Below are 26,896 nucleotides of genomic sequence, written 5' to 3' on the forward strand. Positions count from 1 at the left end.
GCGCTCCTTGAAGCCGAACGCAGAGCGTCCGTTGAGGCGTTCCCACGCAGAGCGTGGGAACGATCAGCTCCAGGCTTAGAAGAAGCCCAGCGGATTGATGTCGTAGCTCACCAGCAGGTTCTTGGTCTGCTGGTAGTGATCGAGCATCATTTTGTGGGTTTCACGACCCACGCCGGATTTCTTGTAGCCGCCGAACGCGGCGTGCGCCGGGTAGAGGTGGTAGCAGTTGGTCCAGACGCGACCGGCCTTGATGGCCCGGCCCATGCGGTAGGCGCGGTTGATGTCGCGGGTCCACAGGCCGGCGCCGAGGCCGAACTCGGTGTCGTTGGCGATCGCCAGGGCTTCGGCTTCATCCTTGAAGGTGGTGATGCTCACCACCGGGCCGAAGATTTCTTCCTGGAACACCCGCATCTTGTTGGTGCCCTTGAGCAGGGTCGGCTGGATGTAGTACCCGCTGGCGAGGTTGCCTTCGAGTTTTTCCACCTGGCCGCCGGTCAGCAACTGGGCGCCTTCGCCCTTGGCGATTTCCAGGTACGAGAGGATCTTGTCGAACTGCTGCTCGGACGCCTGGGCGCCGACCATGGTGTCGGTGTCCAGCGGGTCGCCGCGTTTGATCTGCTCGATCTTCTTCATCACCACTTGCATGAATTCGTCGTAGATCGATTCCTGCACCAGGGCGCGGGACGGGCAGGTGCAGACTTCACCCTGGTTGAAGAACGCCAGCACCAGACCTTCGGCGGCCTTCTCGATGAAGCTCGGCTCGGCCTGCATGATGTCTTCAAAGAAGATGTTCGGCGACTTGCCGCCCAGTTCCACGGTGGACGGGATGATGTTCTCGGCGGCGCATTTCATGATGTGCGAGCCGACCGGGGTCGAACCGGTGAAGGCAATCTTGGCGATGCGCTTGCTGGTCGCCAGGGCTTCGCCAGCTTCCTTGCCGAAGCCTTGCACTACGTTCAGCACGCCGGGCGGCAGCAGGTCACCGATCAGTTCCATGAGCACGCAGATGCCCAGTGGGGTTTGCTCGGCGGGCTTGAGCACCACGCAGTTGCCGGCGGCCAGGGCCGGGGCGAGTTTCCAGGCGGCCATCAGCAGCGGGAAGTTCCACGGGATGATCTGCCCGACCACGCCCAGCGGCTCGTGGATGTGATAGGCCACGGTGTTGCCGTCGATCTCGGCGGCGCTGCCTTCCTGGGCCCGCAGGCAACCGGCGAAGTAGCGGAAGTGGTCGGCGGCCAGGGGGATGTCGGCGTTGAGGGTTTCGCGCACGGCCTTGCCGTTGTCCCAGGATTCGGTGATCGCCAGGGTTTCGAGGTTCTGTTCGATGCGGTCGGCGATTTTCAGCAGGATCAGCGAACGGGCCTGGACCGAGGTGGCGCCCCAGGCATCGGCAGCGGCGTGGGCGGCGTCCAGGGCTTTTTCGATGTCTTCGGCCGTGGAACGCGGGAATTCGGCAATGGGCTGGCCATTGACCGGGGAAGTATTGGTGAAGTACTGACCTTTGACAGGCGCGACGAACTCGCCGCCGATGTAGTTACCGTATTTGCTCTTGAACGAGACGATAGCGCCTTCAGTACCGGGGTGAGCGTAACGCATGGTGAGTTCTCCTTGGCTTTTGTGCTTATACGGGAGGCCGCGCAAATTGAGCGCTGGTATTTAAGCCTAGAGCAAAGGTCGGGCCATTGCCGTGCAGAGCCCGGAAATCAAGACGTTGAGGGGATTTCTTCGGACCAATGGAGGCCCCGCGTGACGATTGCGATACAGAGGATGTGACACTTTGTGCCAATTGTGAGACGGCCGTTGACCGACGGGTCACGCCAGCATTGCAAAGCGCTTGTGCCTGGAGGATGCTGGGGCAATCTGTGAGTTGCCCAAGTATCGATGGAGACGTCGGGCATCCTGTGGGAGCAAGGCTTGCCCGCGATGAACGATGACGCGGTCTAACTGTGATCCGCGCCAAGGCAATCGCGGGCAAGCCTTGCTCCCACAGAAACAACCCTTTACCTGGGGCTAGGTGTTCAGCAGTGACTCCAGCAAGGCCGCAACCTTCGGGGAGAATAATAAGAAATGCACAGCAACCATTTGAGTCGCCATGCCCAGCAGGTCCTGACAGTTACCCAGGGCAAGGCCCATCTGCAAGGACCCGGCAGCGATCCGTCGATTGCCCGTTCCTGGCTGCGCTGCCTCGAGGACTATCACCTGGACCCAGCCCAGAACCTGGCGCCGACGGTGCTTGAGCATGGCCGGGTGCTGGAAAGCCGCGAGCGTCTGCAGCAAGTGCTGCACATTGCCGGTTCCGAAATGACCAGCCTGCACCAGCAATTGTCCGGCGCCGGCCACGCGGTGCTGCTCACCGACGCCCGGGGCGTGATCCTCAACTGCGTCACCGCTCCCAGCGAGCGCAAGATTTTCGAACGGGCCGGCCTCTGGCTCGGTGCCGATTGGAGCGAAGCCTGCGAAGGCACCAATGGCATCGGCACCTGCCTGGTGGAGCGCCAGGCGTTGACCATCCATCAGGAAGAACATTTTCGTGGTCGCCACACCGGCCTGACCTGCTCGGCCAGCCCGGTGTTCGACCCACATGGCGAACTGCTGGCGGTGCTCGACGTGTCCTCGGCCCGGCCGGACGTGTCGCGCCAGAGCCAGTTCCACACCATGGCGCTGGTCAATCTCTCGGCGAAGATGATCGAGAGCTGCTATTTCCTGCGCTGCTTCGACAATCAATGGCTGCTGCGCTTTCATCTGCAGGCCGAGTCCGTGGGGTTGTTCAGCGAAGGGCTGCTGGCGTTCGATGGAGAAGGGCGGATCAGCGCCGTCAACCAGAGCGCACTCAACCTGCTGGGGCGCATTCGTGGTGGCTTGCTGGGCCAGCCGGTAGAGGCGTTTTTCGATTGTTCACTGGACGAGTTGCTGGGCCGGGCCAGCGCCCAGGCCAGCGCCAGTTGGCCGCTGCGCACCCGTGATGGTCGGCATTTGTTCGCGGTGCTGCGTGGTCAGCCTCGTAGCATCCCGGTTCCGCTTGTCCCGGCGCCCAAAGCCATGGAGCCTGCGCGACTGACGGGCATCTGCCTGGGGGATGCGCAACTGCAGGAGCATTTCCGCAAGGCGTTGCGGGTGTTCGAGCGCGATGTGCCGCTGCTGATCAATGGGGAAACCGGTTGCGGCAAGGAAGCCTTCGCCAAGGCCGTGCATCACGCCAGCCAGCGCGCCGGGAAAAACTTCGTTGCCCTCAATTGCGCGGCCATCCCCGAAAGCCTGATCGAGAGCGAGCTGTTCGGCTATCGCGGTGGCAGCTTTACCGGTGCCCGCAAGGAGGGCATGCGCGGCAAGCTGCAACAGGCCGACGGCGGCACCTTGTTCCTGGATGAAATCGGCGACATGCCCTTGGCCTTGCAGACCCGCTTGCTGCGGGTGCTGGAGGATCGTCAGGTGGTGCCCATCGGTGGCGAGCCCGAGACGGTGAACGTGCGCATCATCAGCGCCACCCACCGGCAATTACTTGAGCGGGTACAGGACGGCAGCTTCCGCGAGGACCTGTACTACCGGCTCAACGGCTTGGAAATTCCTTTGCCGGCGTTGCGCGAGCGCAGCGACAAGTCGCAGTTGCTGGACTTTCTGCTGGCCGAAGAAAGCGGCACCGAGACGGTGTTCATCGACGAACCGGCGCGCCGGGCGCTCCTGGCGTTCGACTGGCCGGGCAACGTGCGGCAGATGCGCAACGTCCTGCGCACCCTCGCCGCGTTGTGCGACGGTGGCAGGGTCGGTCTGGACGACCTGCCGGCGATGATTCGCCAGGCACGCCCGGCATTGGAGGAAACACCCGCGTCCGAACATCCGCTGGAGGATGCGGAACGTCTGGCGTTGCTCAATGCGCTGGAACAGACCCGCTGGCACATGACCAACACGGCCGAGCAACTGGGCATCAGCCGCAATACCCTCTACCGGAAACTGCGCAAACACGCGATCGCTCGCTGATCACCGCTCCTCCAGGCACCGAAGCCCTGTGGGAGCAAGGCTTGCCCGCGATAGCCTTGACACGATTCCATGAAAGTCCGCGTCATCGTTATCGTTCATCGCGGGCAAGCCTTGCTCCCACAAGTCGAAAGACAAGGTGCGATTTCCCCCTCCCTACGCTAACCTGCGGCCATGTTTTACGAGGTCGACTATGCACATCCATATTCTCGGTATTTGCGGCACTTTCATGGGTTCGATGGCGGTCCTGGCCAAGGAGCTGGGCCATCATGTGACCGGTTCCGACGCCAACGTCTACCCGCCGATGAGCACCCAACTGGAAGCTCAGGGCATCGAGCTGACCCAGGGGTATGACCCGGCGCAACTGGACCCGGCACCGGACCTGGTGGTCATAGGCAACGCCATGTCCCGTGGCAACCCGGCGGTGGAGTACGTGCTCAACAAAGGCCTGCCGTATGTGTCCGGGCCGCAGTGGCTGGCCGACCATGTGTTGCAGGGGCGTTGGGTCCTGGCTGTGGCGGGTACCCACGGCAAGACCACCACCAGCAGCATGCTCGCCTGGGTGTTGGAACACGCGGGCATGAGTCCGGGCTTCCTGATCGGCGGTGTGCCGCAGAATTTCTCGGTGTCGGCGCGCCTGGGCGGTACGCCGTTCTTCGTGATCGAAGCCGATGAATACGACAGTGCGTTTTTCGACAAGCGTTCGAAATTCGTCCACTACCGCCCGCGCACGGCGATCCTGAATAACCTGGAATTCGATCACGCGGACATCTTCCCTGATCTGGCGGCCATCGAGCGGCAATTCCACCATCTGGTGCGCACCATTCCAAGCGAAGGCCTGGTGATTCACCCGACCACCGAGCCGGCCTTGCAGCGGGTCATCGAAATGGGCTGCTGGACCCCGGTGCAGACCACCGGCGCGGGCGGACAGTGGCAAGTCAAGTTGCTGAAGGAAGATGGTTCGCAGTTCGAGGTGATGTTCGAAGGCCAGTCCCAAGGCGTCGTGGAGTGGGAATTGACCGGCCAGCACAACGTCGCCAACGCCCTGGCTACCTTGGCGGCCGCGCGTCATGTGGGTGTGGTGCCGTCGATGGGCATTGCCGCATTGAGTGCGTTCAAGAGCGTCAAGCGTCGCATGGAAAAGGTCGCCGAAGTGCACGGCATCACCATCTATGACGATTTCGCCCACCATCCGACCGCCATTGCCACCACCCTCGACGGTTTGCGCAAACGTATTGGCGATGCGCCGCTGATCGCGATCATCGAGCCGCGCTCCAACTCGATGAAACTTGGCGCCCACCGCGATGGCCTGCCGGAAAGCGTGGTCGATGCCGATCAGGTGATCTGGTATGCGCCGGCCAACCTCGGTTGGGACCTGGGGGCCACGGCCGCACTGTGCACGGTGCCGTCGATTGTCAGCGATTCCCTGGAAGGCATCATCGAGCGCGTGAAGAGCCAGGCCCAGCCCGGCACCCACGTGGTGATCATGAGCAACGGCGGCTTCGGCGGCCTGCACGGCAAACTGGCTGAGGCGCTGCAATGAACACTCGCTTCGAGAGCAATGGTCCGGAGCGCATCACGCTGGCGATGACCGGTGCGTCCGGCGCCCAGTACGGCTTGCGCCTGCTCGATTGCCTGGTGCGAGAAGACCGTGAGGTGCACTTTCTCATTTCCAAGGCCGCGCAGTTGGTGATGGCCACGGAAACCGACGTGACCCTGCCGGCCAAGACTCAGATGATGCAGGCCTTCCTCACCGAATACACCGGGGCGGCGGCGGGGCAGATCCGGGTGTACGGCAAGGAAGACTGGATGTCGCCGGTGGCGTCGGGCTCCGGCTCGCCGGCGGCCATGGTGGTGGTGCCGTGTTCCACCGGCACGCTGTCGGCGATTGCCACCGGGGCCTGCAACAACCTGATCGAACGGGCTGCGGACGTGACGCTCAAGGAGCGCCGCCAGTTGATCCTCGTGCCGCGGGAGGCGCCGTATTCGAGCATTCACCTGGAGCACATGCTCAAGTTGTCGAACATGGGCGTGACCATCCTGCCGGCCTCGCCGGGCTTCTATCACCAGCCGCAGACCATCGACGATCTGATCGATTTCGTGGTCGCGCGGATTCTCAACCTGATGAATATCCCCCAGGACATGTTGCCGCGCTGGGGCGAGCACCATTTGAGCAGTGATGAATAAGCTGTTGATCGTTCTGCTGGCGCTGCAACTGACCGGCTGCGCCACCGCCCGCACCCTGGACGCCGCCAAGCCTGGCGCACCGGTGGTGTATGCGGGTACTCGCCTGGATCTTTACGCCCTCAACGGTGGCTGCTGCGCCAAGGATCGCTTTGGCGCCGAAGCCCCGAGCTATCCTGGCGTCGATCTGCCGGGCAGTGCGTTGCTCGACACCTTGTTATTGCCGTTGTCGTTGTTTACGGCGATGGGAGTGGGGTTTCAGGCGACGGGTGGGTTGTAATCACCGAATCCTGGCCTTATGGCGAGGGCACTTTCTGTGGGAGCAAAGCTTGCTCGCGATGCGGCCGCCTCGGTTCCAAGGCAAGAACCGCGTCAACTTCATCGCGGGCAAGCCTTGCTCCCACAGTTTGCTTGCTGAAAATCCTGTTTCAGCAGTCTTAAGAGTCACTTGCCCAGCTTACGCAACTCGTCCGACTCCACCACCCGCACCCCATCCTGTTCTTCCAGCGCCAGGCGCCACATGGCGCGGGCCAGTTGGCAGGCTTCGATGCCGTGGTATTTGCCGGGAATCAGTTTCGACAAGGGCCCGGCCAATTGCTCGGCCAGGCGGGGTTCGACGCGTTCACCCAACAGCAGGGAAGGACGGCAGATGGTCAGCTGCGGCCAGTCCTGGGCCTTGAGTGCGGCTTCCATTTCGCCTTTGACCCGGTTGTAGAAGATGGATGACGTTGCATCAGCCCCCAGGGCGCTGATCACCACCAGATGCCGTGCGCCCAGCGCCCGGGCACGTTTGGCGAAGGCCACGACCAGGTCCAGGTCCACCGCGCGAAAGGCTTGTTCCGAGCCGGCCTTCTTGATGGTGGTGCCGAGGCAGCAGAAGGCGATGTCGACCTGGCCGCTGAGGCGAGGCAATACGTCGGCCGGTTCCCCAACCGGGTTTTCCAGGCGTGGATGCTCGGCCAACGGCCGGCGGGAGGGCGCCAGGACGCGGCTGATGGTCGGCTCGTTGAGCAGCCGATCCAGCAGGTGTTCCCCGGTCAATCCGGTAGCGCCGGCGAGCAAAACATGCTGAGGCGTCAAGTACATAGTGTTTCCCCCTTGATACGGTTCAGCTTAGTTGCTCTTTTTGGCCTCGTCGTTCAGTGCAGCACTTTGCAATGCTTTTCGTGCCTGCAATTTGCGCAGCAGTTGCCAGTGGGAGAGGACGGTCCTGGGGGCCCAGATCTGCGGCTCGGACGCCTCGAAATTATCCGCCTGCTCCCGTTCGGCCACAGTGGCCTTGGCCAGCTTGAAGGCTTGTTCCAGGTCGTCGGTCTGGTTCAGCGCCTGGGCGAACAACGCATCGCCGAAATAGGTGAAGTTGGCTTCCTCGGAGCAACCGAAGGACACCCGGTCGGCCCGTGAAGCGGTCATGACCAGGGTGCGTTCGTCCTTGAGCGCCGGGATGAAACCGCCGGAGTAGCAGGCCGAGATCACCACGATCTTGTCGCGGTTCTTCAGCGGTGCCAGCACCACGGCCAGTTCGTCGGCGGGCAGGTCGGCCAGTTCCATGCGTGGCTGGTCGAGTACCAGTTCATGTTCGCTGGTGCCATGGCTGGTCAGGTAGATGAAAATCAGGTCTTCCGGGCCGCTGCGTTCGGCCAGGGTGCTGGCGGCGCGGCGCAGGCTTTCGCGGGTCGCCATGGGGCGGTCGCCCAGGTGATCGCGATGATTGACCAGGCGGATCTGGCCGAACGCGCCGAAACGGCTGGCGAGCATGTTGGCAACATAGTCGGATTCGCGCAGGAACACGCTTTGCTTGCCGTCTCCGCCCAGAGTCAGGCTGTACAGCTCCACTGCTGGTGTCGAAGCAGGGATCTGGGCCAGGGCGTCGTCCAGCAGGCGGCCCTGTGACAGCAGGCCGAGTTCGAGTACGTCCGGCAGCAGCTTGCCATCCGCGTCGCGCACCCGCTGGCCGTTGGACCAGGTGCCGCTTTGTACCGTACCGTCGGTCAGCACCAGGGTGCCGCGCCCGTGGTAACTGTCGTTTTCGAACGCACCGATGTAAAAACTGCCATCGGGCAGGTTCAGGCGGCCCTGGCCGGTAAAGCGCCATTCATTGAAGCGGCCGAGGTAATGGCTGCCATCGGCGCCGATCAGCTCGCCCTTGCCGGTGAGCGCGCCGTCCTTGAACTGGCCGATCCAGACGTCGCCGTCGGCATTTTCGTAGCGGCCGCGGCCGTTGAGCTGGTTGTTCTTGAAGCTGCCGACATAGACATCGCCTTCGGCGCTGTTGAACGTGCCTTTGCCCTGGAGCTGGCCATCGACGAAATGCCCGGTGAACTGGTTGCCGGCGGCATCGAAGCGCTGACCATCGCCGTTGGGCTTGCCGTTGGCGAACGGGCCCTGGTACTGGCTGCCGTCGGCGAGCTCCAGGCGGCCGAGGCCCGAATACCGGTCGGCCTTGAATTCGCCGCGGTAGGTGACGCCGTTTTCCTTGAGCGTGCCTTCGCCGTCCCGTCGCCCCAGCTTGAAGCCACCGGTGTAGCTGCTGGTGGGCGTGTCGAGGCTGCCCTGGCCGTGGAACAGGCCTTGCTGGAACTGGCCGCGATAGACTTCGCCATTGCTGCCGTGCCATTCCCCGGTGCCATGCCATTGGCCTTTGTCGAACTGTCCGGCATACCAACTGCCGTTGGGATAGTCGATGCGTCCCTGGCCCTGCAGCAGCCCGTTCACCAGATCGCCGCGATAGCGTCCGCCATCGGGCAGGCGTGCGTCAGGCGGCAACAGGGATTCGCCATCGCCGCAGGCGGCCAGCAGGAGGGTCAAAGCCAGGGGGAAAAGTAAGCGCATAACGGGATCCAGGTAATCAGGCGACGAGTATGCCGCAGCTATGCGCGATAGAACTAGAGAAGCGGTGCGAAACTGCCTGGGCGGTTTCGCATGCGCAAAGGGTTACACGAAGCAGAGCGACAGGGGTTCGGCGATGTAGGCCGGTTTGTCCGAGCCTTCGATTTCCAGCGTGGCGTTGGCTTTGAGCAGCCATTGGCCGGGTTTTTTCTCGGTGGCATCCACCAGGTCGACTTTGAGCCGCACCTTGGAATCGACCTTCACCGGCTGGATGAAGCGCACGCTGTCCAGTCCGTAGTTGACGACCATTTTCACGCCTTCAGGCAGGATCAGGATGTCTTCCATCAGCTTGGGCATCAGCGAAAGCGACAGGAAGCCGTGGGCAATGGTGCTGCCGAATGGCGTCTGTGCGGCCTTGACCGGATCGACGTGGATGAACTGAAAGTCGCCTGTGGCTTCGGCGAACAGGTTGATGCGGTCCTGGTCGATGGTCAGCCAGTCGGAACGTCCGAGTTCCTTGCCGACATAATCTTTGAGCGCTGCAACGGGAACATAGGGCATTGAGACTCTCCTTGGTTCATCGGTTCTATCTTTGGTACGGGGGTAGGTGGCCTGCGTGGTCAATTCGTGTGCTCAAATTAGCCGTACAGGCCACTAGCGCCCCCGGGAACCACTGTAGATCAACATGACGCACAGGGCAGGTCACTGACCATGCTTTTTACGAATGCCGGTCCATAGCCTGGGCGTGCTTATAATGCGGGCGCTTTCATTGGGTAGAGGTTGCAGGGGAGAGGACGGATGTTGCTACGGGGCCTGACCTGGCTGGTGCTGTTCCAATTGCTGGGCACCGCCATCAATCATTTGTTCTTGCCGGTGCTGCCGGGGCCGATCATCGGCCTGCTGCTGTTGCTGGGCTATTTGATCGTCCGTGGCGAAGTCGCCGAGCCATTGAGCCTGGCCGCCAGCAGCTTGCTGCGTTACTTGCCGTTGCTGCTGGTGCCGCCGGCGGTGGGGGTGATGGTCTACGCCCGCGCCATCGCCGCCGATTTCTGGGCCATCGTCGGCGCGCTGGTGTTGTCGCTGGTCCTGTCCATGGCGTTCACCGGGGTGTTGATGCAGCGCCTGGGCCGGCATCACGTCGCGGCCGTGGAAGAGGACCAGCCATGATCCTCGACTGGCAGGGCGCCTGGGCGTCGGTGATCCATCATCCGCTGTTCGGCATCGGCATTACCCTGGGGGCCTATCAACTGGTATTGGCGGCATTCGAAAAGACCCGCTGGGTATTCCTGCAACCGGTGCTGATGTCGATGGTGCTGCTGATCGGTGTGCTGGTCAGTTGCGGCATCAGCTACGCCGAATACCGCAAGAGCACCGAAATCCTCAGCATCCTGCTGGGGCCGGCCACGGTCGCGCTGGCGGTGCCGCTGTACCTGAACCTGCGACGGATCCGGCAATTGTTCTGGCCGATCTTTACTACGCTGGTGATAGGCGGGGTGTTCGCCACCGGCTCCGCGGTGTTGCTGGGCTGGGCGTTTGGCGCCGAGCACATGATTCTGATGACCATGGCGCCCAAATCGGTGACCTCTCCGATTGCGATGCTGGTGGCCGAGCAGATCGGCGGTGTGGCGGCCATGGCGGCGGTGTTCGTCTTGATCACCGGGGTACTCGGGGCGATCCTGGGCCCGAGCATCCTGACCAGGCTGGGTGTCCACAGCCCTGAAGCCCGGGGCATGGCCCTGGGCCTGACAGCTCATGCGGTAGGGACTTCGGTGGCGTTGCAGGAAAGCGAAGAGTCCGGCGCCTTTGCGGCGCTGGCGATGAGTCTGATGGGCGTGGCCACGGCGGTGCTGCTGCCGCTGGTGGTGTCGATGACGGTCTAGGAAACAGTTATGAATTTGCCGCTTTTTCCGTTGAACACCGTGCTTTTCCCCGGCTGCATTCTCGATTTGCAGATATTCGAGGCACGTTACCTCGACATGATCGGGCGCTGCATGAAGAAGGGCGAAGGGTTCGGGGTGGTGTGCATCCTGGACGGGCAGGAAGTCGGCATCGCGCCGCAAGGTTATGCACGGGTCGGCTGTGAGGCGCTGATCACCGACTTTTCCCAGCAGGACAATGGCCTGCTGGGAATTCGCGTGCAGGGCGGACGCCGCTTTATCGTGCATGGCAGCAGTGTCCAGGCCGACCAGCTCACCGTGGCCGATGTCGAATGGCTGGAGGATGAACCGGAGCAACCGCTGCAGGATGAGGACGCCGACCTGGTGGCGCTGCTCCAGGCCCTGGCCGAGCACCCGATGGTCGAGGCCCTGAACATGGGCACCGAGGCGACCGGCCAACAGTCATTGGCCAACCAACTGGCTTACCTGCTGCCGTTCAATGAGCTGGACAAGATCGACTTGCTGCAACTGGATGATCCGCAACAGCGCCTGGATGCGATTCAGGCGCTGCTCGATGAGTTGCAGGGCGAGCTCTTCGCCTGAGGCTGTTCACCGCAAATCATTGTGGGAGCGAGCCTGCTCGCGATGGCGGTGTGTCAGCGAAGCAGGTGTTGGCTGAGGCGCCGCCATCGCGAGCAGGCTCGCTCCCACAGGGATTCCTCTGTGCCGATGAAATCAGTCTGCATCAATAGGCATACCGCAGCATCCCATGGGGCAGGTGCCGCAGGGCAAAGAAGCTGAATGCGGCCACCAGCGCCGGCAGGATCAGCCACCAGATCTTCGGCGGCATGGCGGGCAACGGAGTCTGGCGCTGGCTCAGCCACAGGACGGCGGCGCAGACGCAGGCGGCGAGCATGGCGCCAGCCAGGATGTCGCTGGGCCAATGGGCGCCCAGGTACACCCGGGACAAGGCAATCGCCAGCGCCGGCAGACAGCCCAGCAGCAGCCAGGTCAGGCGCAGGCGTGGCGGTTGTCCGCGACCGGCCAGGACCGCGAGCGCCAGGAACAGCGCGAACGAACCGGAGGCATGGCCACTGGGCATGCTGTAGCTGGTCAGCGGATCGGCCAGGATTTCCGGGCGCACGCGGGCGAAGAAATGCTTGCTGCCGGTATTGGCCAGGGCGGTGAGCAGCATGGTGGCGCCGGCGAAGATCGCCTGTCGCCATTGGCGGGCCAGCAACAGCAATCCGGTCAGCAGGGCGCTGAAGATCAGCATGAAGCGGAATTCGCCGATCAGCGTGAAGGTCACGGCGATCTCGTCCAGCATCGGGCTGCGATGTTCCTGGACCAGGGTCATCAACCCTTGGTCGAAGGCCGTCAGGTAGCGGAAGCCGATGAACAGGCCAAGCAGGATCACCAGGCCCAGGCCGGCAATCAGCGCCGTGGCATGTCGGTGACGCCGCAGGCTGCTGTTGACACTCAACCCGATCATCACCGCGACGCTGCCGATGACGATGCCGGCCTGTAGCCAGAAGCCTTCGGGCAACGGCAGGCGAATCGCCGCCCCGGTGGCCCAGCCCGGCAACAGATACGCCACGCTCCAGCCCGACGCGGCCAGCAGGCTGACGGCGGCAAAGCGGGGGAAGGGCATGTCGCACATCCCGGCGACCATCGGCAGCATCGGTCGCAGCGGGCCGATAAAGCGTCCCACCAGCAGGCTGGCGATGCCGTAGCGCTGGAAATAGCTTTCCGCCGCGTTCATCCATTCCGGGTGGTGCCGCAGTCCCGGCAGGCGTCGGATGTTCTGGTGGAAGTGCCGGCCGAGGAAATATGAGGCCAAGTCCCCGAGCAAGCCTCCCAGCAAGCCCAGCAACAGTGTCTCGCCCAGGGACAAGGCGCCACTGCCGGCCAGCACCGCCACGGCAAACAGCAGCACGGTGCCCGGTACGATCAACCCGGCAATCGCCAGGCACTCCACGCACGCCACGATGAACACCGCCACCGCCAGCCATTGCGGGTTGGCAGCTAGCCAGCCAGTGATGCTATCGAGCCATGGGCCCATAAATACAACTCCATTGAATGTGCATTGTTTTACTGTGGGAGCGAGCCTGCTCGCGATAGCGGTGTGTCAGTCAACATCAATATTGGATGTACGGACGCCATCGCGAGCAGGCTCGCTCCCACAGGGGATCTGTTGTGAAGCAAAAAAACCTGGTTCCCACAGGAAATTGTGTTGCATCGCTCATGGCAGCAAAAAATAATCGCGCCCCTCGACCTGTCCGCGCCGCAACGGGTTGCGGGTGCACCACGGTGCGTAGGCGGCGTCGACGAAACGGTAGGGCAGATGCTCGTCGCGTCCCAGTGGGATGCCCAGGCGGGTGGTCTGGATCACATTGACCGTCGGCACCGCCACGTCTTCCACCAGCAACCGTTCAGGGTCGAAGCGTTTGGCGTCCCATTCCGGCACCTTCAGCCCCAAGGCCTTGCACAGCAGGGTCTGGCCGGCGCAGAGCTTCTGCGGCGTACGTGGGCGGCCTTGGGCGTCGGGATTGTTCAGCAGCATCTGCGCCAGGCTGTCCGGACCGGAGATGCCATCGACCCATGGGTACGCCGATTTGATCAGCACCGCGTTACCCGGTCCCTGGGCGCTGAAGTTCAGCGAGTCGCCGCCCCGGGCGTAGTACATATAGATGTGGCCGCCGTCCAGAAACAGTGCCTTGCGTTTTTCCGTATAGCCCAGGGAGGCGTGGCTGCCCTTTTCGGCGAAATAGTACGCTTCGGTCTCGATGATTCGGGCGCTGAGCCACAGCTCGCCGACCCTGTGGCGAATGACTTTGCCCAGCAGGTCCCTGGCGAGCACCTGGGCGTCGCGGTCAAAAAAGGCATGGGGCAAGGCGTTTGGCGTAGGTGGCGAATCGGTCATGGCAGTAGACGAATTGAGGCCAAAGGAAGGGCGATGATAGCAATGGAAATCTTAATCGCCGCTGAACAGGTGAAATTCCTGACAGTTTTGCGCCTCCGCCGGTCACCACTGTGAGTCCATGCTGTTAGTCGAGGGTTACGACAGCTATAATCTGCCGCTTTCCTCTTCGCCAAGACCACACAGACCATGACTGAGTCCGTTCTTGACTACATGACCCGCCTGGGTCGCGCCGCTCGCGAAGCGTCGCGCATCATCGGCCGTGCCAGCACCGCGCAGAAAAACCGCGCCCTGCAAGCCGCCGCCAATGCGCTGGACGCCGCTCGCGCCGAGTTGTCCGCCGCCAATGAGCTCGACCTGGCCGCCGGCCGGGCCAATGGCCTCGAGCCGGCCATGCTCGAGCGCCTGGCGCTGACCCCGGCGCGCATCGACGGCATGATCGTCGGTCTGCGCCAGGTGGCGGCACTGCCGGACCCGGTCGGGGCGATCCGCGACATGAGCTACCGGCCATCGGGTATTCAGGTCGGCAAGATGCGCGTGCCCCTGGGCGTGGTCGGGATCATCTACGAGTCGCGGCCGAACGTGACCATCGATGCCGCGAGCCTGTGCCTGAAGTCCGGTAACGCGACCATCCTGCGCGGCGGTTCCGAGGCGATTCATTCCAACCGTGCCATTGCCGCCTGCATCCAGCGCGGCCTGGCCGAGGCCGGTCTGCCGGCCGCCGTGGTGCAAGTGGTGGAAACCACCGACCGTGCCGCTGTCGGCGCGCTGATCACCATGCCCGAATTCGTCGATGTCATCGTGCCGCGCGGCGGCAAGGGCCTGATCGAACGGGTCAGCCGCGATGCCCGTGTACCGGTGATCAAGCACCTGGACGGTATCTGCCACGTCTACGTCAGTGCTCACGCCGAGCTGCCAAAGGCCCAGCGCATCGCCTTCAACGCCAAGACCTATCGTTACGGCATCTGCGGCGCGATGGAAACCCTGCTGGTGGACCAGGCCGTTGCCCAGGACTTCCTGCCGGCGATGGCTGCCCAGTTCCGCGAAAAAGGCGTCGAACTGCGGGGTTGCGAGCGCACCCGGGCGATCATCGAGGCGGCGCAAGCCACCGAAGAGGACTGGAACACCGAATACCTGGCGCCGATCCTGTCGATCCGCGTGGTCGACGGTCTGGACCAGGCCATCGAGCACATCAATCGTCACGGCTCCCACCACACCGACGCCATCGTCAGCGAACACCAGGGCGAAACCCGGCGCTTCCTGGCTGAAGTGGATTCGGCGTCGGTGATGATCAACACCCCGACCTGCTTCGCCGATGGCTTTGAATACGGATTGGGCGCCGAGATCGGCATTTCTACTGATAAGCTGCACGCCCGCGGCCCGGTCGGCCTCGAAGGCCTGACCTGCGAGAAGTACATCGTGGTCGGTGATGGCCAGTTGCGCGGACAGGAGCCGGTCTGACTTGGGCGACCTCGACCCGTCAGCCGCTGTGACGACGACAGCTGTGCCCAGGCGCATCGGCATCCTGGGCGGCACGTTCGACCCGGTGCACATCGGCCATTTGCGCGGTGCGCTGGAAGTCGCCGATGCCCTGGGCCTCGATGAGCTGCGCCTGACGCCCAACGCCAGGCCGCCTCACCGGGATATACCGCAGGTGTCGGCGCAGGACCGTCTGGCGATGGTCGAGTGCGCGGTGGCCGGCGTGTCGCCGCTGGTGGTGGACGCCCGCGAATTGCAGCGGGACAAACCGTCCTACTCCATTGACACCCTGGAGCTGATGCGGGCCGAAATGGCCGCCGACGCCCAGGTTTTCCTGCTTCTGGGCTGGGACGCATTTTGCGGCCTGCCCACTTGGCACCGTTGGGAAGAGTTGCTCCAGCATTGCCACATCCTGGTGCTGCAACGCCCGGATGCCGACAGCGAGCCGCCGGATGCCTTGCGCAACCTGCTGGCGGCACGCTCGGTGAGCGACCCGCTGGCCCTCAAGGGGCCGAGCGGACAGATTGCATTCGTCTGGCAGACACCGCTCGCGGTATCCGCCACCCAGATCCGTCAACTGCTGGCCAGCGGTAAGTCGGTACGTTTCCTGGTGCCCGACGCGGTCCTGGCCTACATCGATGCGCACGGGCTGTACCGTGCGTCGAACTGAACGAGGCTGCTTCAAGGCACGTGAGTACGTGTAGCGAAGCGCCCGAATATACGAGCAAAACGAGTTTTATATGACTGACAAAGACGTAAACAAAGTAAAGCGCAAGGGCACCTTCAAGAGCGCCCCGCTGCCCGTGGAGGCGCACACTGGCGCCGTGCTGGCCGGCGAAGAGCTGGTCAAGGTGGCCGTTGCGGCCCTGGAAGACGTCAAGGCCCAGGACATCCAGGTGATCGACGTTCGTGAAAAGCAGAGCATCACTGACTTCATGATCATCGCCACCGGTACCTCCAACCGCCAGATCGGCGCGATGCTGGACAAGGTCCGCGAAGCGGTCAAGGCCCAGGGTATCAAGCCGCTGGGCGAAGAAGGCAAGGGCGACAGCGACTGGGTCCTGCTGGATATGGACGATGTCATCGTGCACATGATGACCGCCTCGGCACGCCAGTTCTATGACCTGGAGCGCCTGTGGGCCGGTGCCGAACAGAGCCGTGCGGCGGATGCCCGTCACCACAGCCCTGAAAACACCCATGAGCACTTCACCAAGCTCAACAAAGACCAGCAGTAAGGGATCGCTGTGCGACTGCGCCTGATCGCCGTCGGTTCCCGCATGCCCAAGTGGGTGGAAGAAGGCTGGCATGAATATGCCAAGCGTCTTCCTTCCGAGCTGGCCCTGGAACTGGTGGAAATTCCGCTCAACACCCGTGGGAAGAACGCCGACGTGGCGCGCTTCATCCGCCAGGAAGGCGAAGCCATGCTGGCCAAGGTCGGGCCGAACGAGCGCATCGTCACCCTCGAGGTCCACGGCAAGCCCTGGAGCACCGAGCAACTGGCGGTCGAGCTCGATCGCTGGCGGCTGGACTCGCGCACGGTGAATTTCATGGTCGGTGGCCCGGAAGGGCTGGCGCCGGAAGTCTGTGCGCGGGCCGATCAGCGCTGGTCGTTGTCGCCCCTGACGTTGCCGCACCCGTTGGTGCGGATCCTGATCGGTGAACAGTTGTATCGTGCCTGGACAGTCCTGTCCGGGCACCCTTACCACAAGTAATCCTGCCCTCATGCCTCAGCCGATCCGCATCAAGGACCACGAAAAAGACGCCCGCCTGGTGCGCAGTCGCGTCGTGTTCGGCGCCATTACCGTGGTGACGCTGATCGGCGTGCTGATCGCGCGGCTCTATTTCCTCCAGGTGATCCAGTACGAGTACCACTCGACCCTGTCGGAAAACAACCGTGTGCATGTGCAGCCGATCCCGCCGACCCGCGGGTTGATTTTCGACCGCAATGGCGTGGTGGTGGCCGACAACCGGCCCAGTTTCAGCCTGAGCATGACCCGCGAGCGGTCCGGCGACTGGCAACAGGTGCTGGATGTCATCGTCGAAGTGCTGCAACTGACGCCCGAGGATCGGGCCATCTTCGAGAAGCGCATGCGCCAGGGACGTCGGCCGTTCGAGCCGGTGCCGATCCTGTTCGAGTTGACCGAAGAGCAGATTGCCCTGATCGCGGTGAACCAGTTCCGCCTGCCGGGCGTCGAGGTGGTAGCGCAGTTGGTGCGTCATTATCCCCAGGGGGCGCATTTTGCCCACTCGGTCGGCTACATGGGGCGGATCAACGAGAAAGAGCTCAAGAGCCTCGATCCGGTCAACTACAGCGGTACCCACCACATCGGCAAGACTGGCATCGAGCGCTTCTACGAGCCCGAGCTGCACGGCCAGGTGGGTTACGAAGAAGTCGAGACCAACGCCCGCGGTCGCGTGTTGCGGGTTCTCAAGCGCACCGACCCGATTCCCGGCAAGGACATTGTCCTGAGTCTGGACATCAAGTTGCAGGAAGCCGCCGAAGCGGCCCTGGGCGGACGACGGGGCGCCGTGGTGGCGCTGGACCCGGCCACCGGCGAGGTCCTGGCGATGGTCAGCCAGCCGAGTTTCGACCCGAACCTGTTCGTCACCGGCATCAGCTTCAAGGCCTATGCTGAGTTGCGCGATTCCATCGACCGGCCGCTGTTCAACCGTGTATTGCGCGGCCTCTACCCGCCGGGCTCGACCATCAAACCGGCCGTGGCGATTGCCGGGCTGGACGCCGGCGTGGTGACCGCCTCGAGCCGGGTCTTCGACCCCGGCTATTACATGCTGCCCAACTACGACCACAAGTACCGCAACTGGAACCGTACCGGCGACGGCTATGTGGACCTGGAAACGGCGATCATGCGTTCCAACGACACCTACTTCTATGACCTGGCCCACAAGCTGGGGATCGATCGGTTGTCGTCCTACCTGGGTAAGTTCGGCATCGGCCAGAAAGTCTCCCTGGATATGTTCGAGGAGTCGCCCGGCCTGATGCCTTCCCGGGAATGGAAGCGGGTGACCCGGCGCCAGGCGTGGTTCCCGGGTGAAACCCTGATCCTGGGGATCGGCCAGGGCTACATGCAGGCAACGCCTTTGCAACTGGCCCAGGCCACGGCCCTGGTGGCGAGCAAGGGCAAGTGGCATCGCCCGCACCTGGCCAAGACCATCGAAGGCCAGCCGCCCGTGGACCCGGACCCGATGCCAGACATCGTCCTGCACAATCCGTCGGACTGGCAGAAGGTCAACAACGGCATGCAGCAAGTGATGCACGGTGCCCGGGGTACGGCGCGCAAGGCGGCAATCGGCTCGCCTTATCGCATCGCCGGCAAGAGCGGTACAGCCCAGGTGGTCGCGATCAAGCAGGGCGAGAAGTACGACCGCTCCAAGGTCCAGGAGCGCCACCGCGACCACGCCCTGTTCGTCGGTTTCGCCCCGGCCGACAACCCGAAGATCGTTGTGGCGGTGATGGTCGAGAACGGTGAGTCGGGCTCTGGTGTCGCCGCGCCAGTGGTGCGCCAGGTCATGGATGCCTGGTTGCTGGATGAACACGGCCAGCTCAAGCCTGAGTACGCAAGCCCCACCACCGCGGAGGCTACGGCCCGTGAAGAATAATTTCGACCGGATCCTCTCCAGCGAAGACGTGATGCGCCGTCGCGCCACGCTGTTGCAGCGCATGCACATCGATGGCCCGCTGCTGGTCCTGCTGCTGATCCTGGCCGCGGGCAGCCTGTTCGTGTTGTATTCGGCCAGCGGCAAGAGCTGGGATCTGCTGGCCAAGCAGGCCACCTCGTTCGGCATCGGGCTGGTGTCGATGATCGTCATTGCCCAGCTCGAACCACGTTTCATGGCGCGCTGGGTGCCGCTGGCCTATGTGGTGGGCGTGAGCCTGCTGGTGGTGGTGGACGTGATGGGCCATAACGCCATGGGGGCCACGCGCTGGATCAACATCCCCGGGGTGATCCGCTTCCAGCCTTCGGAGTTCCTGAAGATCATCATGCCGGCGACCATCGCCTGGTACTTGTCCAAGCGTACCTTGCCGCCGCAGCTCAAGCACGTGTGCATCAGTCTGCTGCTGATCGGCATCCCGTTCATCCTGATCGTGCGCCAGCCGGACCTCGGTACTTCACTGCTGATCCTGGCCGGTGGCGCCTTCGTGCTATTCATGGGTGGGTTGCGCTGGCGCTGGATCCTGAGCGTGGTTGCCATCGCGATACCGGTGTCGGTGGCCATGTGGTACTTCGTGATGCACGACTACCAGAAGCAACGCATCCTGACCTTCCTCGACCCGGAAAGCGACCCGCTGGGCACCGGCTGGAACATCATCCAGTCCAAGGCCGCCATCGGCTCCGGTGGGGTATTCGGCAAGGGCTGGCTGATGGGCACCCAGTCGCACCTGGACTTCCTGCCGGAAAGCCACACCGACTTCATCATCGCCGTGATGGGCGAGGAGTTCGGCCTGGTGGGGATCTGTCTGCTGCTGCTGATCTATCTGTTGCTGATCGGCCGGGGGCTGGTCATCACCGCCCAGGCCCAGACCCTGTTCGGCAAGTTGCTGGCGGGCAGCCTGACCATGACGTTTTTTGTTTACGTTTTCGTCAACATCGGTATGGTCAGTGGCTTGTTGCCGGTCGTAGGAGTGCCGTTGCCCTTCATTAGCTACGGAGGAACTTCGCTGGTGACGCTACTGTCAGCGTTTGGGGTCTTGATGTCGATCCATACCCACCGCAAGTGGATCGCGCAGGTTTGAATAAGGTGAAGAGTTCAATGCAAGCAATGCGTGGCTGGTCGACGCGACATGCGTGGGTCGGCCTGATCAGCCTCCTGGGCGGTGCGTCGCACGCCTTGGCCGGTGATTACGAAGGCTCGCCGCAGGTGGCCGAGTTCGTCGGTGAAATGACCCGCGATTACGGCTTTGCCGGTGAGCAACTGATGGGGGTGTTCCGCGAGGCCGAACGCAAGCAGTCGATCCTCGATGCGATCTCCCGGCCCGCCGAGCGGGTCAAGCAGTGGAGCGAATACCGGCCGATGTTCATCACCGAGGCGCGCATCGCCCGGGGTGTGGACTTCTGGCGCCAGCACGAGGCCGCCTTGACCCGCGCCGAGCAGGAGTACGGTGTGCCGGCCCAGGTCATCGTGTCCATCATCGGTGTCGAGACCTTCTTTGGCCGCAATACCGGGAATTTTCGGGTGATCGACGCCCTGTCGACCCTGGGCTTCGATTATCCGCCGCGGGCCGAGTTCTTCCGCAAGGAACTGCGTGAATTCCTGTTGCTGGCCCGCGAGGAGCAGGTCGATCCGCTGACCCTCAAGGGCTCCTATGCCGGGGCCATGGGCCTGCCGCAGTTCATGCCCAGCAGTTTCCGCGCCTATGCGGTGGATTTCGATGGCGATGGCCACATCAATATCTGGACCAACCCCACCGATGCCATCGGCAGCGTTGCCAGCTATTTCAAGCGCCACGGCTGGGAAGCCGGACAACCGGTGGTCAGCCGTGCCGACGTGCGTGGCGACCAGGTGGACGAGGGCCTGAGCGAGGGCATCGAGCCGACGAAAACCGTCGGGGAGTTGCGGGCGCTGGGCTGGTCGAGTCATGATGCGCTGCGTGACGACATGCCCGTCACCGCCATCCGCCTGGAAGGTGAACAGGGTCCTGAATACTGGATGGGCCTGAAGAATTTCTACGCAATTACGCGTTATAACCGCAGTGTGATGTACGCCATGGCTGTGCATCAACTGTCTGAAGAGCTGGTCAAAGCACGGGGCGTCAAATAATGCAGGCATTGCCTACCTATCAACCCCTGAAAGCCAGGCCCCTGAAGTTCGTGGCACTGGCTGCGCTGTCGCTGTTGGTCGTCAGTTGTTCGACCAGTCGCGCACCGACCCAGAAGAGCTCCACCGCCGTGCGCGCCATGCCGGGCCTGGACATCAACCGTGCCCACAAGGACGGCGCGCCGTGGTGGGACGTGGATGTCTCGCGCATTCCCGACGCCACCCCAACCCTGCACACCGGCCCCTACAAGGCCAACCCGTACACGGTGCTGGGCAAGACCTATTTCCCGATGGCCGACTCCAAGACCTACGTCGCGTCGGGCACGGCGTCCTGGTATGGCACCAAGTTCCATGGCCAGAACACCGCCAACGGCGAGGTGTATGACCTGTACGGCATGAGCGCGGCCCACAAGACGCTGCCGTTGCCCAGTTACGTGCGGGTGACCAACCTGGACAACAACAAGAGCGTGATCCTGCGAGTCAACGACCGTGGGCCGTTCTATTCCGACCGTATCATCGACCTGTCGTATGCGGCGGCGAAAAAACTCGGTTACGCTGAAATCGGCACCGCGCGGGTCAAGGTTGAGGGCATCGACCCGCAGGAGTGGTGGGCCCAGCGTGGCCGTCCGGCGCCTTTGATGCTCAACGAGCCAAAAGTGGCGCAAAATGCCGCGCCGACAGTAACGGCGTCCACCGGCACGGTCGAACAATGGACACCACCGCCGCAGCAACACGCCGCGGCCGTAGTGCCTGTGCAGCTGGATGCAAAAAAAAACGCTTCTGCAACAGCGTCTGGCCAGTATCTGCAAGTGGGCGCGTTCGCCAACCCGGACGCTGCCGAACTGCTCCGCTCGAAGCTGAGCTCGATGGTGAGCGCTCCGGTGTTCATCAGCTCGATCGTGCGCAACCAGCAGACACTGCATCGGGTGCGCCTGGGGCCGATCGGTTCTCCGGGTGAAGTCCAGCAGGTGCAGAACAGCGTGCGCCTGGCCAATCTCGGTTCGCCGAGCCTGGTCACCGCCGAATGATTGATTGAAGGCCCGCTTGCGGTTCGAGCGGGTCCGGTTGTTGGCTCCATGAATAACAAAAGCCCGGCAAGGGTGTGAGTGAGCAACTTGCAAACGCGGCAGCCCGTCAAGAAGGCTGCCTGTTAAGTATTGCCCTTGGGCAGTTTCCATTAGCGATTTCGAGAGACGGATGAATATCACCACCTTTGCCAAACGCCTTTGCCTGCTAGTCCCGCTGCTTCTTTCACCTGCCGCGTTCGCGGCCGAGATGATGCCGGCTCCCCCTCAATTGGCCGCCAAATCCTTTGTGCTCATGGATGCCAGCAGCGGCGAGGTGCTGGTAGAGAACAACGGTGACCAGCGCCTGCCACCAGCCAGCCTGACCAAGCTGATGACCGCCTACATCGCGACCCTGGAAATCCGTCGCGGCCAGATCGGCGAGAACGATCCGGTGACCGTCAGCGAAAACGCCTGGCGCACCGGCGGTTCGCGGATGTTCATCAAGGTCGGCTCGCAGGTGACCGTCAGCGATCTGCTGCATGGCATCATCATCCAGTCTGGCAACGACGCCAGCGTCGCCCTGGCCGAGCACATTGCGGGCAGCGAAGACGCGTTTGCCGACATGATGAACAAGACGGTCGCCGACCTGGGCATGACCAACAGCCACTTCATGAACCCCACTGGCCTGCCGAACCCTGAGCACTACTCGTCGGCGCACGACATGGCGCTCCTGGCCCGGGCGATCATCCACGAAGACCCGGCGCACTACGCCATCTATTCCCAGAAGGAATTCTTCTGGAACGGCATCAAGCAGCCTAACCGCAACCTGTTGCTGTGGCGCGACAAGACCGTCGACGGCCTGAAGACCGGCCACACCGACGAGGCCGGCTACTGCATGGTGTCCTCGGCGGTGCGTGACGGCATGCGCCTGATCGCCGTGGTGTTCGGCACCAGCAGCGAAGTGGCCCGTGCCGCTGAAACCCAGAAACTGCTGACCTACGGTTTCCGCTTCTTCGAAACCCAGACGTTCTACCAGAAGGGCACCGAACTGGCCCAGGCCCAGGTCTGGAAGGGCACCAGCAGCCAGGTGAAAGCCGGCCTGGCCGAAGACCTGACCATGACCCTGCCAAAAGGCCAGCTCAAGAAGCTCGCTGCCAGCATGACCCTGAACCCGCAACTGACCGCCCCCATCGCCAAAGGCGACGTGATCGGTAAGGTTGAAGTCAAACTGGAAGACAAAGTGGTGCACAGCGCCGACTTGATCGCGCTGGACGCGGTCGAGGAAGGTGGTATCTTCCGCCGCATGTGGGATAGCATCCGGCTATTCTTCTACGGCTTGTTCAACTGAATCGAAGGTTGACTGCACGGCCCCGTTCCTGTCCGGTGCGGGGCCTTGTTCGTTTTCACGTCTACGAGGCCGTTACGCCATGACAGACTCAGAAGTAAAGGCGCCAAAGATCGAATTTCCCTGCAAGGACTATCCGATCAAAGTGATTGGCGACACCGGAGTGGGCTTCAAGGACAAGGTCGTTGCCATTCTGGAGAAACACGCCACCGTCGATCTCCTGACCCTGGCCGAGCGCCAGAGCAGCAATGGCAAGTACACGACGATCCAGTTGCACATCGTTGCTACCGGCCAGGAGCAGCTGTACGACATCAATAGCGAGCTGCGGGCGACCGGCGTCGTGCACATGGTGTTGTGATGCCGGGCACGCTGGGCTTTCGCGAGCTGGGTCAGATGGCTTACGAGCCGGTCTGGCATGCCATGCAGCGCTTCACCAACGAACGAGGCAACACCGCCGAAGACGAAGTCTGGCTGGTGGAGCACCCGCCGGTGTTCACCCAGGGCCAGGCCGGCAAGGCCGAGCACCTGCTGCTGCCGGGGGATATTCCGGTGGTGAAGGTCGACCGGGGCGGGCAGGTGACTTACCATGGCCCCGGCCAGCTGGTTGCCTACCTGCTGCTGGATGTGCGCAAGCTGGGGTTCGGTGTGCGTGAGCTGGTGACGCGCATGGAAACCTGCCTGATCGAGCTGCTGGCCAGCTATGGTGTCACGGCGCAGGCCAAGCCGGATGCGCCGGGGGTCTACGTCGACGGGGCGAAAATCGCCTCCCTGGGCCTGCGGATCCGCCACGGTTGTTCGTTTCACGGCCTGGCGTTGAACGTGGACATGGACCTTTCGCCGTTTCGACGGATTAATCCCTGTGGTTACGCGGGGCTGGCGATGACCCAGCTGCGCGATCACACAGGATCGATTGAATTTGCCGAGGTAAGTGCCCGGCTGCGCGCGCAGCTCGTCAAACACCTCGACTATGCTGAGCAGACGACCCTCACGGGCGGAATCGACTGATATGACTACTGATGCAGTGCAAACCATGATCCCGACGCAGGATGTTACCGAGCGTCCGGCCCCACGTGCCAAGGTTGAGGCCGGCGTCAAGCTGCGCGGCGCCGAGAAGGTTGCGCGCATCCCGGTCAAGATCATCCCGACCACCGAATTGCCGAAGAAGCCGGACTGGATCCGCGTGCGCATTCCGGTGTCCCCGGAAGTCGACCGTATCAAGGCCCTGCTGCGCAAGCACAAGCTGCACAGCGTCTGCGAGGAAGCTTCCTGCCCGAACCTGGGCGAGTGCTTCTCCGGCGGCACCGCGACCTTCATGATCATGGGTGACATCTGCACCCGTCGCTGCCCGTTCTGCGACGTCGGCCACGGCCGTCCGAAACCACTGGACGTCAATGAGCCGGAGAGCCTGGCCATCGCCATTGCCGATCTTAAGCTCAAGTATGTGGTCATCACCTCGGTGGACCGCGACGACCTGCGTGACGGCGGTGCCCAGCACTTTGCCGATTGCATCCGTGAAATCCGCAAGCTGTCGCCGAACGTACAGCTCGAGACGCTGGTGCCGGACTATCGCGGTCGCATGGACATCGCCCTGGAAATCACCGCCGCCGAGCCGCCGGATGTGTTCAACCACAACCTGGAAACCGTGCCGCGCCTGTACAAGGCTGCGCGTCCGGGTTCGGACTACCAGTGGTCGTTGACCTTGCTGCAGCGCTTCAAGCAGATGATGCCGCACATTCCGACCAAGTCTGGCTTGATGCTGGGCCTGGGCGAGACCGACGAGGAAGTTATCGAGGTCATGAAGCGCATGCGTGAACATGACATCGATATGCTGACCCTGGGTCAGTATCTGCAACCTTCGCGTAGTCACTTGCCGGTGCAGCGGTTCGTGCATCCGGATACCTTTGCCTGGTTTGCCGAGGAAGGGTACAAGATGGGCTTCAAGAACGTGGCTTCGGGGCCGTTGGTACGGTCTTCGTATCATGCTGATGAGCAGGCTAAGTTGGTCAAGGCGGAGTTGTTGGGTTCCTGATTTGGGCCGAGGCGTATGGTGTGTATATCCGGTTCATCGGTAATGGCGGCTGGCGGTTCCGCCCTTACGGCGGCTTACTTTTTTTCAAACGCCAAAAAAAGTAAGCAAAAAAGGCTTGGCCCCACCACTCGGTGCCTCGCCTAGGCTCGGCATGCCCTCACTCCGGCATTGCTCCGTGGGCCCGCCGCGAAGGGCCATCCATGGCCCAGCGCGGCTAACCCGGCATCCATGCCGGGTTGCCCACTACGCAATGCCTGCGTTCGGCCAGCGTGGTTAACGGGGCCTGAAGATCAAAAGCAAAGCAAAGCAAAGCAAAAGCAAAAGCAAAGCGGTTCAGCTGATCTGTCTTTGAAGCGTACATGCTCCCCCTGTGGGAGCGAGCCTGCTCGCGATAGCGGTGACTCAGTTTGCATGAAGCAACGGATCTGCAAACCAATCTGACCCCCACAGGGAACCCCACGAATGCCCCTTCACCCCACCCAAACCCTGTGTCCCCACCAACCTGTCCCAGCGTTGCCATCCGAAGGGCTGATCGGTGTGATCGCACCCGCCGGTCCCGCCCCGCTGGACACGGATAAGGCGGTGCAATGGATGCGCGCCCGTGGTCATGAGCTGCGGATATTCCCGGGTGTCTATGAGAAGGACGGTTACCTGGCCGGCAGTGACGATACGCGACTCAACGATTTGCACGGGGCTTTCGCCGACCCGGAGGTCAACGCCATCATTTGCCTGCGCGGCGGCTATGGCACGCCACGTCTGCTGGATCGCGTCGACTTCGAACTCTTGCGGCGCAACGCCAAGCCTTTCGTCGGCTACAGCGATATCACCGCGCTGCACCTGGCTATCAGCCGTTACGCGGGGTTCGTCACCTTCCACGGGCCGCTGCTCAATGCCGATCTCCTGGGGGACAAGGAACCGCCTACGGTTACCTCGTTTTTCAGTCTGCTGCGTGGGCAATTGAAGGCGGGCAGTGTACTGAGCCATCCCGAGGCTTATCCATTGACCGCGGTTGAGCCTGGCGTCGCCCAGGGGCGCCTGCTGGGGGGCAATCTGTCGATCATTGCGGCGACCATGGGCACGCCTTATCAGATCGACGCCGAAGGCGTGATCCTGTTCATCGAGGACGTCAACGAGCCGCTGTATCGGATCGACCGATTGCTGACGCAGCTACGGTTGGCCGGCACGTTGCAGAAGTTGCGAGGGGTGCTGGTGGGCGACGTGGCCGGTGTGGATGGCGAGGCGTTGAACCGGTTGCTCAAGCAGACCTTCGGGCCGTTGCGGATACCGGTGCTGTCCGGCTGGCGCAGTGGCCATTGCGATCCGAACCTGACCTTGCCCCTGGGGGCGTTGGTGAGGCTGGATGCGGGGGAGAAGAGGTTGGTGTTGGAGCAGGATGTGGTGGTGGGGCGGTAGTTCGGCGTTGATTGGAGGTCAGTCTTCGCGAGCAGGCTCGTTCCCACATTGAAATGCAATTCCCTG

General features: G+C 62.8%; 26 protein-coding genes. 20 read left to right on the plus strand and 6 right to left on the minus strand.

Annotation, left to right across the window (positions count from 1 at the left end):
* Positions 1-75: 75 nt before the first annotated feature.
* Entirely contained in the window at positions 76-1,596 is a 1,521-nt protein-coding gene (gene exaC / locus ACODTO_RS09420; RefSeq protein ID WP_053191367.1) for an acetaldehyde dehydrogenase ExaC, read from the minus strand.
* A gap of 471 nt (positions 1,597-2,067) precedes the next feature.
* Here exaC and ACODTO_RS09425 point away from each other — a divergent pair, with 471 nt between their 5' ends.
* From ACODTO_RS09425 to ACODTO_RS09440, 4 genes are all read left to right on the plus strand, one after another.
* Positions 2,068-3,975, plus strand: a complete 1,908-nt coding sequence (locus ACODTO_RS09425) for a sigma-54-dependent Fis family transcriptional regulator (protein ID WP_175363186.1) — start codon at positions 2,068-2,070, stop codon at positions 3,973-3,975.
* 190 nt (positions 3,976-4,165) lie between these two features.
* A complete protein-coding gene (gene mpl, locus ACODTO_RS09430; RefSeq protein WP_175386583.1) occupies positions 4,166-5,515 on the plus strand; it encodes a UDP-N-acetylmuramate:L-alanyl-gamma-D-glutamyl-meso-diaminopimelate ligase in 1,350 nt (449 codons plus the stop codon).
* Positions 5,512-6,159, plus strand: coding sequence for a flavin prenyltransferase UbiX (gene ubiX / locus ACODTO_RS09435; RefSeq protein ID WP_175363185.1), 648 nt, complete (start codon positions 5,512-5,514; stop codon positions 6,157-6,159). Before mpl ends, ubiX begins: the two co-directional genes overlap by 4 nt.
* A complete protein-coding gene (locus tag ACODTO_RS09440) occupies positions 6,152-6,436 on the plus strand; it encodes a YceK/YidQ family lipoprotein (protein ID WP_041023160.1) in 285 nt (94 codons plus the stop codon). The genes ubiX and ACODTO_RS09440 overlap by 8 nt, the downstream gene beginning before the upstream one ends.
* 164 nt (positions 6,437-6,600) lie before the next feature.
* On the opposite strand, the gene ACODTO_RS09445 is transcribed toward ACODTO_RS09440, so the two are convergent.
* The 3 genes from ACODTO_RS09445 to ACODTO_RS09455 all read right to left on the minus strand — a co-directional run bounded on the left by ACODTO_RS09445 (position 6,601) and on the right by ACODTO_RS09455 (position 9,546).
* On the minus strand, positions 6,601-7,242 hold the full coding sequence (locus tag ACODTO_RS09445) for an oxidoreductase (RefSeq protein ID WP_489106336.1): 642 nt from the start codon (positions 7,240-7,242) through the stop codon (positions 6,601-6,603).
* A 27-nt stretch (positions 7,243-7,269) separates the two neighbouring features.
* Complete coding sequence (locus tag ACODTO_RS09450) at positions 7,270-8,988, minus strand: C13 family peptidase (RefSeq protein WP_139649188.1); 1,719 nt, start codon at positions 8,986-8,988, stop codon at positions 7,270-7,272.
* A gap of 102 nt (positions 8,989-9,090) precedes the next feature.
* Entirely contained in the window at positions 9,091-9,546 is a 456-nt protein-coding gene (locus ACODTO_RS09455; RefSeq protein WP_139649190.1) for a MaoC family dehydratase, read from the minus strand.
* A 237-nt stretch (positions 9,547-9,783) separates the two neighbouring features.
* On the opposite strand from ACODTO_RS09455, the gene ACODTO_RS09460 reads away from it, so the two are divergent.
* The 3 genes from ACODTO_RS09460 to ACODTO_RS09470 are packed head-to-tail and all read left to right on the plus strand — an operon-like array spanning position 9,784 to position 11,465.
* A complete protein-coding gene (locus ACODTO_RS09460; protein ID WP_139649192.1) occupies positions 9,784-10,152 on the plus strand; it encodes a CidA/LrgA family protein in 369 nt (122 codons plus the stop codon).
* Complete coding sequence (locus tag ACODTO_RS09465; protein ID WP_139649194.1) at positions 10,149-10,865, plus strand: LrgB family protein; 717 nt, start codon at positions 10,149-10,151, stop codon at positions 10,863-10,865. Before ACODTO_RS09460 ends, ACODTO_RS09465 begins: the two co-directional genes overlap by 4 nt.
* Before the next feature lie 9 nt (positions 10,866-10,874).
* Positions 10,875-11,465, plus strand: coding sequence for an LON peptidase substrate-binding domain-containing protein (locus tag ACODTO_RS09470; protein WP_139649196.1), 591 nt, complete (start codon positions 10,875-10,877; stop codon positions 11,463-11,465).
* A gap of 142 nt (positions 11,466-11,607) precedes the next feature.
* On the opposite strand, the gene ACODTO_RS09475 is transcribed toward ACODTO_RS09470, so the two are convergent.
* Positions 11,608-12,924: a bifunctional DedA family/phosphatase PAP2 family protein gene (locus ACODTO_RS09475; protein ID WP_489106337.1), complete on the minus strand. Its 1,317-nt coding sequence runs from the start codon at positions 12,922-12,924 to the stop codon at positions 11,608-11,610.
* 180 nt (positions 12,925-13,104) lie between these two features.
* Positions 13,105-13,785, minus strand: a complete 681-nt coding sequence (locus ACODTO_RS09480; RefSeq protein WP_139649200.1) for a DNA-3-methyladenine glycosylase — start codon at positions 13,783-13,785, stop codon at positions 13,105-13,107.
* Positions 13,786-13,971: 186 nt separating this feature from the next.
* Here ACODTO_RS09480 and ACODTO_RS09485 point away from each other — a divergent pair, with 186 nt between their 5' ends.
* The 13 genes from ACODTO_RS09485 (at position 13,972) to ACODTO_RS09545 (ending at position 26,830) form a co-directional block, all read left to right on the plus strand.
* Positions 13,972-15,243: a glutamate-5-semialdehyde dehydrogenase gene (locus tag ACODTO_RS09485; RefSeq protein WP_139649202.1), complete on the plus strand. Its 1,272-nt coding sequence runs from the start codon at positions 13,972-13,974 to the stop codon at positions 15,241-15,243.
* Positions 15,244-15,286: 43 nt separating this feature from the next.
* Entirely contained in the window at positions 15,287-15,931 is a 645-nt protein-coding gene (gene nadD, locus ACODTO_RS09490) for a nicotinate-nucleotide adenylyltransferase (protein WP_489106338.1), read from the plus strand.
* A gap of 70 nt (positions 15,932-16,001) precedes the next feature.
* Positions 16,002-16,496 (plus strand): ribosome silencing factor, encoded by a 495-nt coding sequence (rsfS, locus tag ACODTO_RS09495; protein WP_047702701.1) that lies wholly within the window; start codon positions 16,002-16,004, stop codon positions 16,494-16,496.
* A 9-nt stretch (positions 16,497-16,505) separates the two neighbouring features.
* Positions 16,506-16,973, plus strand: coding sequence for a 23S rRNA (pseudouridine(1915)-N(3))-methyltransferase RlmH (gene rlmH / locus ACODTO_RS09500; RefSeq protein WP_003185785.1), 468 nt, complete (start codon positions 16,506-16,508; stop codon positions 16,971-16,973).
* A 10-nt stretch (positions 16,974-16,983) separates the two neighbouring features.
* The gene (mrdA, locus tag ACODTO_RS09505) at positions 16,984-18,879 is read left to right on the plus strand and encodes a penicillin-binding protein 2 (RefSeq protein WP_139649206.1); all 1,896 of its coding nucleotides are present in this window, start codon (positions 16,984-16,986) and stop codon (positions 18,877-18,879) included.
* Positions 18,880-18,910: 31 nt separating this feature from the next.
* Positions 18,911-20,014 (plus strand): rod shape-determining protein RodA, encoded by a 1,104-nt coding sequence (rodA, locus tag ACODTO_RS09510; RefSeq protein ID WP_175364255.1) that lies wholly within the window; start codon positions 18,911-18,913, stop codon positions 20,012-20,014.
* A 17-nt stretch (positions 20,015-20,031) separates the two neighbouring features.
* A complete protein-coding gene (gene mltB, locus ACODTO_RS09515) occupies positions 20,032-21,039 on the plus strand; it encodes a lytic murein transglycosylase B (RefSeq protein WP_139649210.1) in 1,008 nt (335 codons plus the stop codon).
* Positions 21,039-22,064 carry a septal ring lytic transglycosylase RlpA family protein gene (locus ACODTO_RS09520; RefSeq protein WP_041024393.1) on the plus strand — a complete coding sequence of 342 codons (1,026 nt, stop codon included), beginning with the start codon at positions 21,039-21,041 and terminating at the stop codon, positions 22,062-22,064. Before mltB ends, ACODTO_RS09520 begins: the two co-directional genes overlap by 1 nt.
* A 169-nt stretch (positions 22,065-22,233) precedes the next feature.
* Complete coding sequence (locus ACODTO_RS09525) at positions 22,234-23,391, plus strand: D-alanyl-D-alanine carboxypeptidase family protein (protein WP_139649212.1); 1,158 nt, start codon at positions 22,234-22,236, stop codon at positions 23,389-23,391.
* Positions 23,392-23,470: 79 nt separating this feature from the next.
* Positions 23,471-23,746, plus strand: a complete 276-nt coding sequence (locus tag ACODTO_RS09530) for a DUF493 domain-containing protein (protein WP_041024391.1) — start codon at positions 23,471-23,473, stop codon at positions 23,744-23,746.
* A complete protein-coding gene (gene lipB, locus ACODTO_RS09535; protein ID WP_041024390.1) occupies positions 23,746-24,393 on the plus strand; it encodes a lipoyl(octanoyl) transferase LipB in 648 nt (215 codons plus the stop codon). Before ACODTO_RS09530 ends, lipB begins: the two co-directional genes overlap by 1 nt.
* Position 24,394: 1 nt before the next feature.
* A complete protein-coding gene (gene lipA / locus ACODTO_RS09540) occupies positions 24,395-25,417 on the plus strand; it encodes a lipoyl synthase (RefSeq protein ID WP_024776648.1) in 1,023 nt (340 codons plus the stop codon).
* Between the two features lie 462 nt (positions 25,418-25,879).
* A complete protein-coding gene (locus ACODTO_RS09545) occupies positions 25,880-26,830 on the plus strand; it encodes a S66 peptidase family protein (protein WP_489106339.1) in 951 nt (316 codons plus the stop codon).
* The last annotated feature ends 66 nt before the right edge of the window (positions 26,831-26,896 follow it).

Source organism: Pseudomonas sp. FG13 (assembly GCF_057809755.1).